Annotated in this window: 11 protein-coding genes; 2 read left to right on the top strand and 9 right to left on the bottom strand. The window is 35.6% G+C overall.

The window, feature by feature from the left end:
- Positions 1-96 precede the first annotated feature (96 nt).
- The 3 genes from VBZ51_RS05425 to VBZ51_RS05415 are packed head-to-tail and all read right to left on the bottom strand — an operon-like array spanning position 97 to position 3,076.
- Complete coding sequence (locus VBZ51_RS05425) at positions 97-765, bottom strand: bifunctional 4-hydroxy-2-oxoglutarate aldolase/2-dehydro-3-deoxy-phosphogluconate aldolase (protein ID WP_071340327.1); 669 nt, start codon at positions 763-765, stop codon at positions 97-99.
- A 7-nt stretch (positions 766-772) separates the two neighbouring features.
- On the bottom strand, positions 773-1,993 hold the full coding sequence (locus tag VBZ51_RS05420; protein WP_416576310.1) for a 6-phosphofructokinase: 1,221 nt from the start codon (positions 1,991-1,993) through the stop codon (positions 773-775).
- A 36-nt stretch (positions 1,994-2,029) separates the two neighbouring features.
- Positions 2,030-3,076: a sugar kinase gene (locus VBZ51_RS05415; RefSeq protein ID WP_058105187.1), complete on the bottom strand. Its 1,047-nt coding sequence runs from the start codon at positions 3,074-3,076 to the stop codon at positions 2,030-2,032.
- 150 nt (positions 3,077-3,226) lie between these two features.
- Between VBZ51_RS05415 and VBZ51_RS05410 the strand changes: the two genes are divergently transcribed.
- Positions 3,227-4,243 carry a LacI family DNA-binding transcriptional regulator gene (locus tag VBZ51_RS05410; RefSeq protein ID WP_416576309.1) on the top strand — a complete coding sequence of 339 codons (1,017 nt, stop codon included), beginning with the start codon at positions 3,227-3,229 and terminating at the stop codon, positions 4,241-4,243.
- A 48-nt stretch (positions 4,244-4,291) separates the two neighbouring features.
- Here VBZ51_RS05410 and VBZ51_RS05405 read toward each other — a convergent pair whose 3' ends face one another.
- The 5 genes from VBZ51_RS05405 to VBZ51_RS05385 all read right to left on the bottom strand — a co-directional run bounded on the left by VBZ51_RS05405 (position 4,292) and on the right by VBZ51_RS05385 (position 11,989).
- On the bottom strand, positions 4,292-5,053 hold the full coding sequence (locus VBZ51_RS05405) for an SDR family NAD(P)-dependent oxidoreductase (protein WP_058105189.1): 762 nt from the start codon (positions 5,051-5,053) through the stop codon (positions 4,292-4,294).
- A 28-nt stretch (positions 5,054-5,081) separates the two neighbouring features.
- A complete protein-coding gene (locus VBZ51_RS05400; protein ID WP_416576308.1) occupies positions 5,082-6,371 on the bottom strand; it encodes an MFS transporter in 1,290 nt (429 codons plus the stop codon).
- 118 nt (positions 6,372-6,489) lie between these two features.
- Complete coding sequence (locus VBZ51_RS05395) at positions 6,490-7,191, bottom strand: FadR/GntR family transcriptional regulator (protein ID WP_416576307.1); 702 nt, start codon at positions 7,189-7,191, stop codon at positions 6,490-6,492.
- Between the two features lie 206 nt (positions 7,192-7,397).
- Positions 7,398-8,927, bottom strand: coding sequence for a RagB/SusD family nutrient uptake outer membrane protein (locus VBZ51_RS05390; protein ID WP_058105192.1), 1,530 nt, complete (start codon positions 8,925-8,927; stop codon positions 7,398-7,400).
- Positions 8,928-8,953: 26 nt separating this feature from the next.
- Positions 8,954-11,989 carry a SusC/RagA family TonB-linked outer membrane protein gene (locus VBZ51_RS05385; protein ID WP_416576306.1) on the bottom strand — a complete coding sequence of 1,012 codons (3,036 nt, stop codon included), beginning with the start codon at positions 11,987-11,989 and terminating at the stop codon, positions 8,954-8,956.
- A gap of 592 nt (positions 11,990-12,581) precedes the next feature.
- On the opposite strand from VBZ51_RS05385, the gene VBZ51_RS05380 reads away from it, so the two are divergent.
- Positions 12,582-13,682 (top strand): type I phosphomannose isomerase catalytic subunit, encoded by a 1,101-nt coding sequence (locus tag VBZ51_RS05380; RefSeq protein ID WP_416576305.1) that lies wholly within the window; start codon positions 12,582-12,584, stop codon positions 13,680-13,682.
- Between the two features lie 51 nt (positions 13,683-13,733).
- On the opposite strand, the gene VBZ51_RS05375 is transcribed toward VBZ51_RS05380, so the two are convergent.
- Positions 13,734-16,052 carry a chondroitinase-B domain-containing protein gene (locus VBZ51_RS05375; RefSeq protein WP_416576304.1) on the bottom strand — a complete coding sequence of 773 codons (2,319 nt, stop codon included), beginning with the start codon at positions 16,050-16,052 and terminating at the stop codon, positions 13,734-13,736.
- Between the last annotated feature and the right edge of the window lie 20 nt (positions 16,053-16,072).

Genomic DNA, 16,072 nt, shown 5'->3' with positions numbered 1-16,072 from the left:
CATGATTTTAATGCCCTTTTCCAACTAACAACTTAAATATGCACTTTTAAAAGACTTTCCTAATAACAAAAATGTTTCAGGTACTGTCTCTATACTTTATGATCTTAATTTCTTGATAGTAGCCAAGGTTTCTTTTACCAAAGCTTCTAAACCTGCGTAATCTTTATTGTTTAAAATGTCTTTACTGATTAATTTTGATCCCATACCAACACAGGTAACTCCTGCATCAAACCAACCTTTTAGATTGTCCTCATCTGTACTTACACCACCGGTAGGCATAATGCTGGTCCATGGTTGAGGTCCTTTAATGCCTTTTACAAAACCAGGGCCATATAAAGAACCAGGGAATAATTTTACGATCTCACAGCCCATTTCTTCGGCTTTATTGATTTCGGTCAATGAACCGCAACCAGGAGACCATAATACTTTTCTACGGTTACAAACAATAGCAATATCTTCTCTTAAAGATGGAGTTACGATAAAGTTTGCGCCTATAGACATGTAGTATGATGCTGCAGCAGCATCGGTTATAGAACCTACGCCCATAATCATACCTGGTAAGTTCTTAATAGCGTATTTGTTCAATTCAGAAAATACTTCAAAAGCGAAATCGCCACGAGCGGTAAATTCCATTAAACGCGCACCACCATCATAACAAGCTTGTAAAACCTTTTTACCTAACTCAATGTCTGGGTGGTAGAACAAAGGTACCATTCCAGATTCCTTCATTACATTTGCTACTTCTATTCTTGAATATTGTGCCATTTGTTTTTTATTTCTCGGTTAAAATTTTGTTGAAATCGTAGTCTGAAGGATTGTCCACATATTTTTTTGCATCTTCATAATCATCTTCACCTACATAGAATAAATTTTGAAAGCATAGTTCCGCCAACTCAGAATTGATATTGACTAAACGAGGAGCTATTTTACCATTTTCATCTTGAATATCAGATAGGAATAACGGTGTAATTTCTCCTCTAGAATTTGCAGTGACCATACAGCCACTTTTACCTTCATCAAATAATTTTTTTACGCCCAGACCTAATACCGTACATAAGGTTAGGTCAAAGCCAATAGGCCTACAGCAGCGTAATTCGTAACCCAGTTCTACGGGTCTACTTTTAATATCTATACCTAGTTCTTTTAATTTCTTTTGAACGAGCATATTGAAAATATGCGCTTTACTAACATTACCTAATTCTGGGTGCCCGTGGTCATCATAGGTGAAATTTATATCACACTTTTTTAATTCTGAATCTGGCATGTTATGAAACACTCCTTCACTAATTAAGGCAACACCGTAATGAATGTTCTCAATTTTACGTTTGATCATTGATGAAATGACCATGCGTACTACTTTATCAAAGGTGATAGCCGTACGATCAAACATTTCTGGTATGATCATCATTGGAAAATGGCAGCTTGCCGCAATACCAAATGCCAAATGACCGGCTGATCTTCCCATAGTAGACATAACAAACCAGTTTTGGCTGGTACGCGCATCTTCATAAGTTGTATTACCTATGCGTACACCTTCATCTTTAGCAGAATGAAAACCAAATGTTGGGTTTCTGTCAGGTAATGGTAAATCGTTATCAATAGTCTTAGGTACGTGAATATTGGCTATTGAGATACCTTCTTTTTCTAGATAACCTGTAATTCTATTGGCAGTAGAGGCGGTGTCGTCACCACCTATACTTACCAAGAGTTTCACATTATTATCAATAAACAGGTTAGTGTTTAGTTTTTCGTTTTTAGGTTTAAAACGACTCATTATCAAAGTGGAGCCACCTCTACTAAAAATACGGTCCGCATGGAAGAAATCAAACTCCTTGATTTGCGGATTGTCATCGAAAATTCCTTTAAAACCTTCATGTAAACCTAAAACACGATAATTGTCTTTTAAAAATGCCTTTGCCACAGTACTGATCACGGTATTTATACCAGGAGCAGGACCGCCACCGCAGAGGATTAAAATTGACTTTTGAGACATATTTTTGGTTTTAGAGGATAAAGGATAATGTTTTTATTATCTAGCAACTCTACCAGAAGCATCACCGCCCATTAGTTTCTCAACTTCAGAAACCGTAACTAGGTTGGCATCACCTTTGATCGTATGTTTTAAACAAGATGCCGCAACTGCAAAATCAAGTGCATTTTGGTCATCTTCTGGGTATTTTAATAATCCGTAGATCAAACCGCCCATGAAAGAATCTCCACCACCAACACGGTCAACGATATCGGTAATTTGATATTGACGGGTTTCGTACATTTTATTTCCATCCCAAAGAACACCGGCCCATGTATTATGCGAAGCAGAAATAGAACCTCTTAAAGTAGTAATCACTTTTTTAGCTTTAGGGAATTTCTTCATCATTTGCTTACATACAGATAAGAAAGCTTCAGCCTTTACATCAGCACCATCTTTATGTACATCTAAACCTTCTGGGTGAATACCAAAGTGCTTTTCGGCATCTTCTTCGTTACCTAATATAATATCGCAATATTCAGTTAATCCGGCCATTATTTTTTCTCTGTGAGCATCGTCACAATATGTCCAAAGTTTGGCTCTATAATTTAAATCCGTAGAAATAGTAATTCCTTTTGCACTTGCAGCTTTAACAGCTTCTAAGCAAACATCTGCAGCACCTTGGGAAATTGCAGGTGTAATACCTGTCCAGTGGAACCATTCTACATCTTCGAATACGGCATCCCAATCGATCATTCCAGATTCTATTTCTGAAATTGCGGAATGAGCTCTATCATAAACTACTTTACTACCTCTAGATACCGCACCGGTTTCTAAGAAATAGATACCTAAACGATCACCACCGTATACTATTTTATCTACACCAACGCCTCTTTTGCGCATTTCCATCATGGCACACTCACCAATGTCATTTTTTGGCAAACGTGTTACGAAATCTACAGGAACACCATAATTAGCTAATGAAACAGCTACGTTAGATTCCCCTCCACCATATACTACATCAAAATTATTGGCTTGTGAAAACCTTAAAAATCCTTGTGGTGCTAAACGAAGCATGATTTCACCGAATGTTACTACTTTTTTCATGTTGACTATTAAGTTTAATATGTACTAAATTATCATTTGTTTAATCGATTAACCACTTGAAGTAAAAAATAACCAAAACAGACAATTTTTGTTTACTTTAATTAAAGTCTTACTTTTGGTTAATCGATTAAACAAATATATATAAAGTAATTGAATAAAAAAAGAACAACTTTAAAAGACATTGCCAATGTTTTGAATATTTCTACGGCAGCGGTTTCCAAGGCTTTAAATGACGATACCCGTATTAGTGTTAAGACGAAGAAGGCGGTAAAGCAAGTTGCAAAGGAATTAAATTACCAACCAAATCATTTGGCAAGTGCCTTACGAAAAGGTAAAAGTAATTTGGTAGGGGTAATTGTACCAAGAACAAATAGTAACTTCTTTTCATCGGTAGTTGAAAATATGGAAGGTGTTCTTAATAAAGCTGGATACAATATAATTATTACCCAATCTAACGAATCTTTTGAAAAGGAGTGTAAGAATATCGATGCACTTTTATATACCCAAGTTGATGGAATAATTGCGTCAATGGCGAATGAAACTGTAGATCTTTCCTATTATGAGAAAATAAAATCTAATGGAATTCCTTTAATATTGTTTGATAGGGGAGAGAATGACCTAAATGTGGATTACGTTGGTATAGACGATTATCAAAGTAGCCATATGATCGTAGACCATTTAGTGAAGCAAGGTTGTAAGCGCATAGCACATATTGGAGGATATAGAAGAACTAGAATTTTTAACAATAGAATACGTGGGTATGTTGATGCTATTAAAAAACATCATCTGCCACCAGATGAAGAATTACTTATAGAAAGTGGTTTGACCTTAGAGGACGGCAGGTTGCAAATTGAAAATTTATTATCTCTTAAAAACAGGCCCGATGCGGTTTACGTAGCAAGTGATTATGCCGCTTTGGGTGCTTTACAGGTTCTAAAGGAAAAAGGTATTAGGGTGCCCCAAGATATTAAGTTGGTAGGGTTTGGAAATGAACCATTTACTTCTTTGGTGACTCCTACAATTACAAGTATTAGTCAGCATAGTGCGCAAATAGGAAAGCTTGCTGCCGAAACCTTTTTAGGTTACGTTGAAAAGGAGGTTGTTGAACAAAAACTGAATAAATTAATATTGAATTCAGAACTGATCATTAGGGAATCATCAAAATAAAAGGCGTCAATGTAATTACAATGACGCCTTATTATAAACAGGGTTTAATTAAATTCCTAGAGCTTGACCACCACCGATCTGTACAGTTTCGGCAGTAATGAAAGCTGCATCTTTGCTAGCTAAGAAAGAAACAACACCAGCTACATCTTCTGGCTGACCTAATCTACCTAGCATAATGTTATTTGCCCAAGAAGCAAAAACTTCTGGTTTCGTAGCTTTAATTTGAGCATGGAAAGGAGTGTCAATAGTACCAGGTGATACTGCATTTGCTCTAATACCATATTCAGCTAAATCTTTTGCCAAAGCTCTGGTCAAAGCATGAACTCCTGCTTTAGACGTACCATAGATACCAGCACCTGGTCCACCAGCTGTCCAACCTGCATTAGAGGTATAATTGATTATAGATGGATGCTCACCTTTTTTAAGGTAAGGGATTGCAGCTCTAGAAGCAAAGAAGGCTGAATCTAAGTTCAAGGCCATAACACCTCTATAGAATTCAGTTGTCATTTCTTCAAAACGAGATCTACCACCTAGACCACCAGCGTTGTTTACCAATGTATCTATTTTACCATATTTTTCACCGATTGCTTTAATGTTTTTTGCCACCGCTTCTTCATTGGTAACATCAAATCCTAAGTACTCGGCAGTAATACCTTCTGCAGTAAGTTCTTTAATTCTTTCGGCACCAGCTTCGTCATCTATTCCATTTAAGATAACGGTGTAACCATCTTGTCCTAATCTTTTAGCAACTGCAAATCCGATTCCTCCAGTTGCTCCTGTAATTACTGCTACTTTTCCTTCTGTACTCATGCTGTTTTATATTTATTACTATTTTATTTTACTTTAAATTTTTACTTACATATTTTTTAACGGGTTCTATTTTTCTTATTAAAAATAGAACGGATAGGACTCCCAAAACAACTGCTATACAAATTGCGATAAATGCTGGAGTATAAGAATTTGCGGTAATTTTACCAACAAACCAGTTCATTATCATCGGGGATACTGCAGCAACTGTTCCTGCCATACCTGCCAATGTACCAACAGATGGACCACTGAATAAATCACTTGATAAGGTTTGTATATTTCCTATTGCAAATTGGAAACCAAAAAGAGCTAGACCTGCTAAGTATATAAAAGTCATAAAGTTGTCTTGTTTTACGAACATTATGATACCTACAAATCCTATAAGGATTAAAATTGCGCCTAGAATTATGGTAGCTTTTCTGGAAATATCCACTGAGTATTTTTTCATTAAATTACCACATACCATACCACCAGCAATACTTCCAATTGCCGCCATTAAGTATGATATCCACATAGTATTGGCGATTTCCTCAATACTTAATCCAAATTTATTATTTAAATAAATTGGCATCCAAGCAGCAAAGAACCACCATATTGGCTCTATAAAAAATCTACATAATAAAATACCCCAAGACTCTTTATAGCTTAGTATAGCACTTACGCTTAAACTCTTTCTTTTAGATCCTGTGTCTTCCTCTTCAATTCTATCCGATAAAATTAATTTCCTTTCCTTATCGGTTACCCAAGGGTGTTTTTCAGGTGTGGATTTGTTTAAGAATAACCAAGGAATCACCCATAAAAGACCAATTGCACCTAATATTATATAGGTAGTTTTCCAGCCAAATTGGGCATAAAGAAATACTATAATGAAGGGTGCTATGACATTTCCAATGGAAGCACCGGCATTAAATATACCTTGTGCAATTGCTCTTTCTTTTACAGGAAACCATTCACCGTTACTTTTTACAGCACCTGGCCAGTTACCGGCTTCTCCCAAGCCCAATGCTCCTCTAAATATAGAAAGCGAAACTATACCACCTGCAAAGGCATGAAGTACTGATGCTACAGACCAAACAATAATAGAAACGGTAAAGCCAAGTCTGGTGCCTATTTCATCATATAATTTGCCCGATGCAAATTTTCCTATTGCATAAGCGGCAAGAAAGATATTGAACATGAAAGCATAATCTGCTTTGTCCATACCCAAGTCTTTACCCATCTCTGGCCAAAGTAGTGCAAATGCAGTTCTATCTATATAGTTAATAACCGTTGCAATAAAAATGAGCACAATTATCCACCATCTTAAACCCTTAACTTTCATAATTCTTTATTTATTGGTTATTGCTTACCGATGAGAATAAGTGGACGTTTTATGCTGGTATATAAATATCCTTGTATTATCATTCAGCTGGTTAATTTGGATAAATTAAATCATCCTTTTAAATATTGTAACAATACTTGTATAGCTCATTAAAATGATTTTTCATCATTTGTTTTGCTAATTGAGTATCCTGTTCTTTTATAGCGTCAAAAATGTTTTGATGCTCTTTAATTCGTTTTGGACCTTGGTCTTTATCACAAACATGATATTTCTCAAAGTTGTTGATGATCTCTGGCGTAATAATCAACATCATTCTATTAATAGTACTATTTCCACAAGCTTGGGCAATAGCTAAATGAAAAAGTAAATCTTCTTGCACGGCCTCTTCATTATTCAAGACTTTCTCTTTATAAGATTCTAAAGCCGCTTCCATTTTAGCCAAATCTTCTTCGGTTCTTCTTTTTGCTGCTAGTCTAACTGTTTTAAGTTCTAGTAATATTCTAGTTTCTACCAATGATTTAAAATCTGGATCCTCTAGTGCAAGGATATCTTTCATCATCCCATTCATGGCAACCGGTCCTATATCTGCAACAAAGGTTCCACTTTGTGGTTTAGATTTTAATATGCCATAGAACTCAAGTTTTTGAATAGCTTCTCTAATGTTATTTCTACTTACTTCAAATTTTTCTGATAGCATGCGCTCAGAAGGCAATTTGTCACCTGGCTCAAGATTCTTGTTCAGTATGAGATCCCTTATTTTAGCAATAATGATATTGTGAAGTTCCTTATGTTCATTTCTTGTTAAGATTTCCAACTTCATAGTTCACATTTTTTTAGTTACGGAAAAAATTGGTTAACCAGATTGGTTTGTCAAATTTATAAAAATAACTGTATAAACAAATTTTTCGCCGGTCTAATGTTCAGAACTTCTTTTGTTGTAAGGGAAAAGATGGGCTGGCTATCTCAAAAAGCCAGCCATCTTTTAAAAAAACCAACTCAAACAACTTCTTTAATATGATTTATATTTTAATATCCTGGGTTTTGTGTTAGGTTAGGGTTTCTTTCCAATTCATCCTCAGGTAATGGAAGTAAATAATCATCTTCAGAGAAAAATGGCTTTTCACCTTCTAATCCAGATGCTCCAAATACTTCATTTCCGATTCTTCTTCTAGCGATATCGTACCATCTTATGCCTTCAAAAGCAAATTCAAGTCTTCTTTCTTCTAAAACATCATCAACTGTAACGGTACCTGTAAGATCTGCAGGTTCATCACTAGGCTCTACCACTACGGTAACACCTGCACCCGTTTGGGTTTCTCCGCCCATTCTTGCTCTTGCTCTCACTTGGTTGATATAATTCAACGCTGTTGCATTGTCTCCTAATTCTACTGCCGCTTCTGCTGCAATTAATAATACTTCCGCATAACGAATCATAGAATAGTTATGGCTAGTTGCTCTAGCGTTCGCACGGGCAAATGGTCCAGGGAAACGAGTGTATTTTGCAATGTAAGGGTTGTTTTTTGCAAATTCATGACCACTAATGTCAAATTGAGTGTAGTCAACAACTGTACCTCCAATAGATACTTCGTCATCCATACTAACCGCTCTTCTGTAATCTGCAGCATCCCATGTAGTATATACTTCTAAAGTTGGTACGGCTACAGACCATCCTCCTCCTAGGTTTCTATCGTCGCCTCTGATACCGGTCATAGGAGCTGTTTGATCATAAGCATTATCGTCTGCTTCAAAATTGTTATAATCCAATGCAAAAATTGGTTCAAGAGATGCGTCTATAGCATCAGCATTAAACAGATTTTGAAAATTAGGCTCTAATGCTAAATTATAAGTACCTGCGTTGTCTATAACCTCTTGAGCTTCATTGTAAGCATTCTGCCATTGTTCCAATGTAAGATACACTAAGGCTAAATACGAACTAGCTGCCGCTTTTGAAGGTGTTGCTCTTGATGTCACCGTTGCTGGTAACCATGTTTTTGCGTATTCTAAATCTGAAATAATATTTTCATATACTTCCGCAGCTGGTGTTCTACTAATTGATGTAGCAGCGTCAAAATCAGTAACAGGAGCATCAATATAAGGAACATCTCCAAAAAGGCGTACTAAGTGAAAATAGTAGAATGCTCTTGCAAAATAAGCTTGTGCAGTTATCGGGTTTTTTATGGAATCATCAACATCTACATCTTCAGCACCTGCAATTGCAGCATTTGCAGCGGCAATACCTTGGTAAGTTCTTGGCCAAAATTCACTGATCATACCGTTACTTGCAAGAGTAGTGAATTCATTCATTTCAACTCTTCTTGTTTCATTAGAGGCAAGACTAACCATGTCTGATCGTAACATTAACGCAATAGACAATTTTCTTCCCCAGAACTTCTCGTTTATAGCATGTGTTAACGAACCATCTACTGCCGTTTGTATATTCGCAGGAGTTTCAAAGAAACCTTCTGCTGATAATATACCTACAGGCTCTTCTTCTAGATCTGAACAGCCCATTATTGATAAACCTACCAATAATAGTAATAATTTAAATATTTTCATTTTTCTTATTTTAAATTAATTCGTTATTAAAACTTTAAATTAAGGCTCATTGTAACAGTTTTTACTGTTGGGTAGTTACCAAAGTCAAAACCTTGAGCAGTGTTAGCAGAAGTATTATTGTTACCACCAGAACCGTAGTAACTAACTTCTGGATCTAAACCAGAATAATCTGTAAAGGTCAATAGATTTTGTCCACTTAAAGATACTCTTAGGTTATCAAGACCTAACTTTTCTGAAACTTCAGAAGGAACTGTATAGCCTAAAGAAATATTCTTAAGTCTTACATAACTACCGTCTTCCACAAAACGAGAAGAAATTTCTCTGTTACTGTTATTACCAACACGTGGAGTGTTTGTATCTGTATTGGTTGGTGTCCAAGCGCTATTGTAATATGCTCTTGTAGTATTTGCATCACCATTTGTTAACTGAACATTGGTCAAGTTAAAGATGTCACCACCTTGAGAACCTTGGAAGAAAATGCTTAAATCTAAGTTTCTGTATGTAAAATTGTTAGTGAAACCCCATGTGAAATCAGGGTTAGGGTTACCTATTGTTGTTCTATCTGCTTCTGTAATGTCACCACTTCCATCTACATCAACGAATAATGGATCACCTGCTACACCACCAGATAAAGTTTGTGTGCCATCTGGTGCTGTACCGCCTTGGTATACGCCAGCATATTCATAACCCCAGAAAAGACCTACTTCTTCGCCAACTCTTAAGATATAACTTCTATCATGGCTAAAATAACTTGGTGTTGCATCAAAAAACAAATCAGCATCGTTAACTAAGCTAACTACTTCATTTTTATTGAAGGCAATGTTAAAGTCAGTTGTCCATCTAAAGTCTTCTTTAAGAATATTTTTTGTGCTTAAAGCAATTTCAAGTCCTCTGTTGTTAATTTCCCCAACATTAGCTAGAATATCATCACCTGAGAACCCTAAGTATTCGGTGATACTATTATCCGTTAATATCAAATCTTTAGTGTCAATGTTATAGTAATCCAATGACATGGATATTCTATTGTTGACTAAACCTAGGTCAATACCAAAGTTTGTTTGATACGAAGATTCCCATTTCAAATTAGGATTTTCTGGTTGTTCCGGTGTTACGGCACTAACAGTTTGTCCGTTACTTGAAGCATAAAGAGTTTCAAGTCTTGATAAAGATTCGTAAGCCCCAATTGATGGGTTACCGGTTACACCGTAACTAGCTCTAAATTTCAAATTGGAAATAGCCTTACTATCTTTAAGGAAATTCTCATTGGAAACTTTCCATCCTAAAGCTGCAGAAGGGAAAAGAGCATACTTTTCATTAGCAGAGAAGTTAGATGCACCATCTCTTCTTAGCGTTGCAGTCAATAAGTATTTATCATCATAATCATAGTTGAATCTACCAAATTGAGATTGGATTTCTACTTCTGATATTGAAGAATCTGGTTGTAATATATTGGTTGCAGAACCTAGGCCATAGTAAGAAAAACCATCAGAGATGAAACCGGTTGCTTCAGAGAAAAAGTTTTCCGAAACCGTTTTTTGGTAAGAGTAACCTCCTAATAAAGTTAAATTACTTTTTCCAAATTCTTTGTTGTAAGTCAAATAGTTTTCACTTAAAACACTTGTTTCTCTATCAGTATTTACAATTGCTCTTCCACTTTCACCACCTGCTGTTTGGGTTAATAATGAAGGTAAGTATATACCTCTAGTCTGGTTCTCTGTACTTAAACCAAAAGTACTTTTAAAGCTAAGACCTTCAATAATTTCATAGTTAGCATAAAGGTTAGCTCTAAAATTATCAGTTTTTGTTTCATCTATTCTCTCTGTTGCTACAGCAAAAGGGTTGTCCACAGGGTCACCTACGGTATTACCAAATGTGTACGTTCCATCTGCGTTGTATACAGGCTGGTCTGGCGCATATCTTAAAGCTAATGTAATCACATCATCTCCACCGGCAGAAACTGAACCGTCTGATTGAGTAGCGGAACCATTTTTAATTCCTCTACTTCCAAAAAGGTTCATACCTAATTTTAATTTATCCGTTACTTGAGCATCAACGTTAGATAAGAATGTTAATCTTTCAAAATCAGAACCTATAATAATACCTTCTTGCTTAAAATAGTTGGCAGAAGCGTAGAAGTTAATTTTATCGCTACCACCTGAAAATGAAACTTGGTTATTAGATGTACTACCCGATCTATAGATCAAGTCTTGCCAATCTGTATCAGCTGGTCCTTGAGTATAAGGAGTGGCTACACCATTGTTAGTTCTAATTTGATTTTGATAATCGGCAAATTCACTGGCATTCAATAAATCTAATCTGTTAGAGATATTTTGAATGGCATAAGTAGTGTTGGCTTCAATTGATAATTTTCCACTTCTACCTTTTTTAGTAGTTACCAGTATAACACCATTAGAACCTCTTGATCCATAAATGGCGGTAGCAGATGCATCTTTTAAAACTTCCATTGACTGAATGTCATTTGCTTGTGGCATAGAAGCGCCAACAAAACCATCTACAACAACAAGTGGAGAACTACTTGCATTAATAGAGGTATTACCTCTAATTTTAATACTGATAGGAGCACCTGGCTCACCACCATTGTTAGACTGTACAACAACACCAGCTGCACGACCTTGCAATGCTTGTTCTGCATTCAGTACAGGGTAAGCGTTTAATTCTTCTGATTTTACAGATGAAACAGAACCTGTAATATCACTTTTTTTCTGAGATCCATAACCTACAACAACAACTTCTTCAAGTTGACTTGCATCTTCAGCTAGTACAACGTCTAACGTTTGCTGGCCGTTTATAGTAACAGATTTTTTAGCGTATCCAATGTAAGAAAACTCTAAAACATCGCCGTTTTTAACGGTAATGGAATAGTTACCATCAAAATCTGTAGAAGTACCGGTTGTTGTATTTTGAATAACAACATTGGCACCGGGCACAGGCATATTTGTTTCGTCGGTAACCGTACCGGTCAGGTTGTACCCATCTTGTGCGAATAATGAAATGTTGACCAACAACATCATTATCAATGCTAATTTCGTTTTTAAATTCATTTTTGTCTTGTTATGTTAATTTAAGTTCGACTTGTTTTAAGCCTGATTAAGTCATTTAATCACTGTTTGATCTTTAATTCTTGTTGCTTATAGCATACAGCATACAGTGGTAAATCATTACATAGTTCTAATGTGGAACTAAGGGGTAATCACGTTGTTAATCTTAATTTTTGTCATTTAATTAATTGAAGTTTAAGTTCGAATTTAAGTTGAGTAATGTTGAAAATTTTGGTTTTCCAAACTGGTTATCCAATTTGGTTTACCAAATATATGTTATTTAATCGTTAAAAAAAGAGAAATTTACATTTTAACATCTTAGGGGTGACTTAATTTTTCTAAATCTGCTGTAAACCCTATGTAATATTGAGGATTTGGTATTTAATTAACAAATGCCAACATTTTTGAGATAATGAATTTTGAATCCATTAATGCTAGTTTTTTATCTAAATTCTGTATTTTAATTCTTAAATTTGAACGGTTTTCTACACTGAAATTTCAATTGTTTTTACTTTTTAATAATAATCCTTGAATTCAAAATATTTGATTTTCATAGGTCTTTTTGATTTTTCTAAACACATATTAAAACATGAATATGAATACCGATTTTCAGCAATATGCTTATATACCGTTAAAACAATTTTCAAACAGGGTTTGGAGAACATATGAAGGTGGCGCCTTAATCGATAAATGGAAAAAAGATTCTCCAGAGGTTGATGGGAGCATGCCAGAGGAGTGGATAATGTCAACAGTGACGGCTAGGGGTAAGGGTAGACCTGAAAATGAAGGTCTGTCTATGGTCCAAACACTTTCGGGAACTTATTCTTTAAAGGAATTGGTAGCGTCTAATAAAGAACTTTATTTAGGTAAGGCTTTGGCGGATAAATTTGGCACTACCGGTGTGCTGATAAAAATGTTGGACTCAAAGGAGCGATTAACCATACAGGTACACCCGGATAAAGACTATGCTAAAACCATGTTAGATTCCGCTTTTGGAAAAACAGAATCTTGGTATGTATTGAACAAACGTGAAATAAATGGCGAAAAGAGTGTCATTTACATGGGGTTTAAAGAAGGAGTGACCCGAGAACAGTGGGAAATCTTATTTAAAAATCAAGATATTGAAGGTATGCTAGATTGCCTTCATAAAATAGAGGTGAACCCTGGTGATGCTTATATGATTTATGGCGGAGTGCCACATGCCATTGGTAGTGGGTGTTTTTTAATGGAAGTACAAGAGCCTACGGATTATACTATGCGAGTGGAAAAAGTGACTCCCGCGGGATTAACAATTTCCGATGAGTTAATACACCAAGGTGTTGGTGAGCAAAATATGCTAGACTGTTTTCATTATGATGGTTGTTCTTATGAAGAGGCGTTGAAAAGGTGGAAAGTGTCTCCAAAGACAATAGACTCATCTGATAAACATACCCTGAATACAATATTTAATGAAAGCCATACAGATTGCTTTGGTTTAAGTGAATTGGATTTAACTGTAAATGGTGAACATTCCTTAAAAGCTAATGGTAGTTTTTTTGTTGCTGTTATTTATTACGGTGAGGGTACCATCATTAGTGGAGGTAAGGAGTATAGTTTTGCTCAGGGAGATGAAATATTTTTCTCGGCAGCTATAGAGGAGGTCGTTTTTAAATCAAAAATAGCATCGAAAATATTACTTTGCTATCCGCCTAAATAGTTGATGTTTTCCAAATAAGTAATTGTAGAGCAGCTTGAACTTTAAGTACTTTTAATAAAGAATTTTTAGTTTTTGTTGTTCTTCAACCTTAATTCCTCCAGATTTAATAAAAGTATTGTTTGTATAGTGGTTATTCTTTTCTCCCCATAATAATGCTGCATAATCAACAGGGTTTTCTTTAAAAGTATTATTAGCTAACAAGACGTTGATAATTCCTTTTGTTTTGAGAAGAATACTACTTTTTTCAAGCTTTCCGCAGGCAGTAAAATTGCTGTTGGTAACGGTTAAATGACCGCCAATAGTTGATTCATCATATCCGTCCCTAAAGAAATCAATAACGTTTTTATCGATATTAAGAAACGTACAATGGTCAATTAATACCATTTCCGCATTATAATCTCCTTTTAAATCTGCGGCTAGAACAATACCATTAGAGCAATTTTTAAACAGGGTGTTTTTAAGTGTGATGTTGTTTGCAAATGAGCCTTTGTACGCTTTTATGATAAATGCAAAATTCTCTATCTTACTATTGTCTACATCCACAGTATAGGCAGATGACATTTGATCTTTTAAAGGAGAAAAAGCAATTATATGGTCTAGGCCTTTTATATGAAGATCCTTTAACTTAAGATGTCCTTTTGGCATCATATTAAAGGCAACACTATCGGTAGCACCTGAAAATAGTATTTGCGCTTTATTTGTAGAATCTTTAGAACGTAGTGTGATGTCTTTATCTATAGATAATGGTTTTTCAATATGGTAAGCCGCATCTATTAATTCAATAATATCCCCAGACTGGGCTTGCTCAATTTTACGGGTTAAATCTCCTTTAGTGGCTGTTGCTTTAATGATTTTAGGTTCATGTGTAACATTTTTTGGGGAGAACCAATCTGGTCCGTATTTGTTTTTGTCAATTACAAACTCTTCAGCAAGGGATAACTGGTTAATGGCACCTATTCTATTTTTATCTTTTCTACGAGATCCAAAAAGATCGGTTTCAATGAGCGGTACATCATTTCCAATATATGTGTCGCTTAAAATAGGATCGTTAATATCTGCAGATATATAAAGCCATTCGTTGACCTTTTTCATCTTAAGGTTACCGTTCTTTAGCACATTAAATTCGGAATACGTTTCACCATTATTGTCAATCACGTTGTTATGGAATTTAATCCCATTCATTTCGCTATGGTTAATTACAGGTAATTTATCAATTCTTGTATTATAAATAAGATTATTGGTTACAATAGACCTAATTGGTGGTGCGGATCTAATTTCACTGGCAGGCAATACACTGGCACTTTCTATATTTTCTCCAATTCCTATTTGCCAAGGTGATTTGCAGTCTATCCAAGTGTTATTGGCTATGACTACATCAGATACTTGTAGGTAACGGTTCAAAGGTGTCATGGGAATACCGTTCATAATAGCAAGTGGAGACCTGAATTCTTGCCCTTTAATTTTATAGAAGTAATTATTGGTAATAGAATGTCCGGAGTTCACTACCCTTATACCACCATAAAAATCAGAATCGTCGCCCCCAATAAAAATGTTTCCGTTTACTTTGGCATAATTACTATGTCTTAGTACTAAAGACCCCTCAGATTTGTAAAAAATATTTCTATTGAAAATATTAAAATTGGTTTTATCGGAGATGATTTCCACCTCCCCGTTGCAAGCTTCAAAATAGTTGTGGGATACATTCACATAACCAGGGGCAAAACGGGTTTTGCTATCGCCAATGCGTATGGTTTCCGCTCTTGGTCCACCTTTTCTAGGGCGCGGTCCAAAATAATTATGTGTAATTTGATGGTGGTTGTTTATATGCTGGTTTCCTGTAAAGAAAACCCGTAAAGTCTCTCCGTCATTAGATTTTCCGGAGACAAAGTTGTGGTCAAAACTGTTGTGCTTGCCATAAAATTCTATCCACCTATCATTAGTGTATCTATTGGGTTGGTTAAAATCTTTTATAACGGTATTGGTTACTCGGCAGTAATTGGCAACACTGTCTTCATTGATCATAAACCGTATGATAGAACTATTAGGCGAGTAACCATTTCTAAAATAGAGTCCGCTAACGTGTAAATGTTCACCACCCAAATGTAGGTATGAATTGCCTTCTAGAAATACCTTGCCCGGTGTTTCTGCAATAATTGAGATAGGCTTGTCTTTGGTGCCGTGGGCGTAGAAGGTAATTCCGGTATTTTTCCAAATTCCATTAGAAAGTATAATGTTATCTCCTGGTTTGGACTGCTCGATAGCGTTCTTTAGTTCCGTGGCATTTTCAACATAAATGCCGTTATTTCCGATATTCTTTTTACATGATGCCAGAAGGAATAACATGGTTAATACCAGAGATATGTATTTCATAAGATTAAATATTCAATTGT

This window comes from Maribacter sp. HS (genome assembly GCF_048059195.1).
Taxonomy (GTDB): Bacteria; Bacteroidota; Bacteroidia; order Flavobacteriales; family Flavobacteriaceae; genus Maribacter; species Maribacter dokdonensis.
This window is presented reverse-complemented; position numbering and strand designations above follow the sequence as displayed.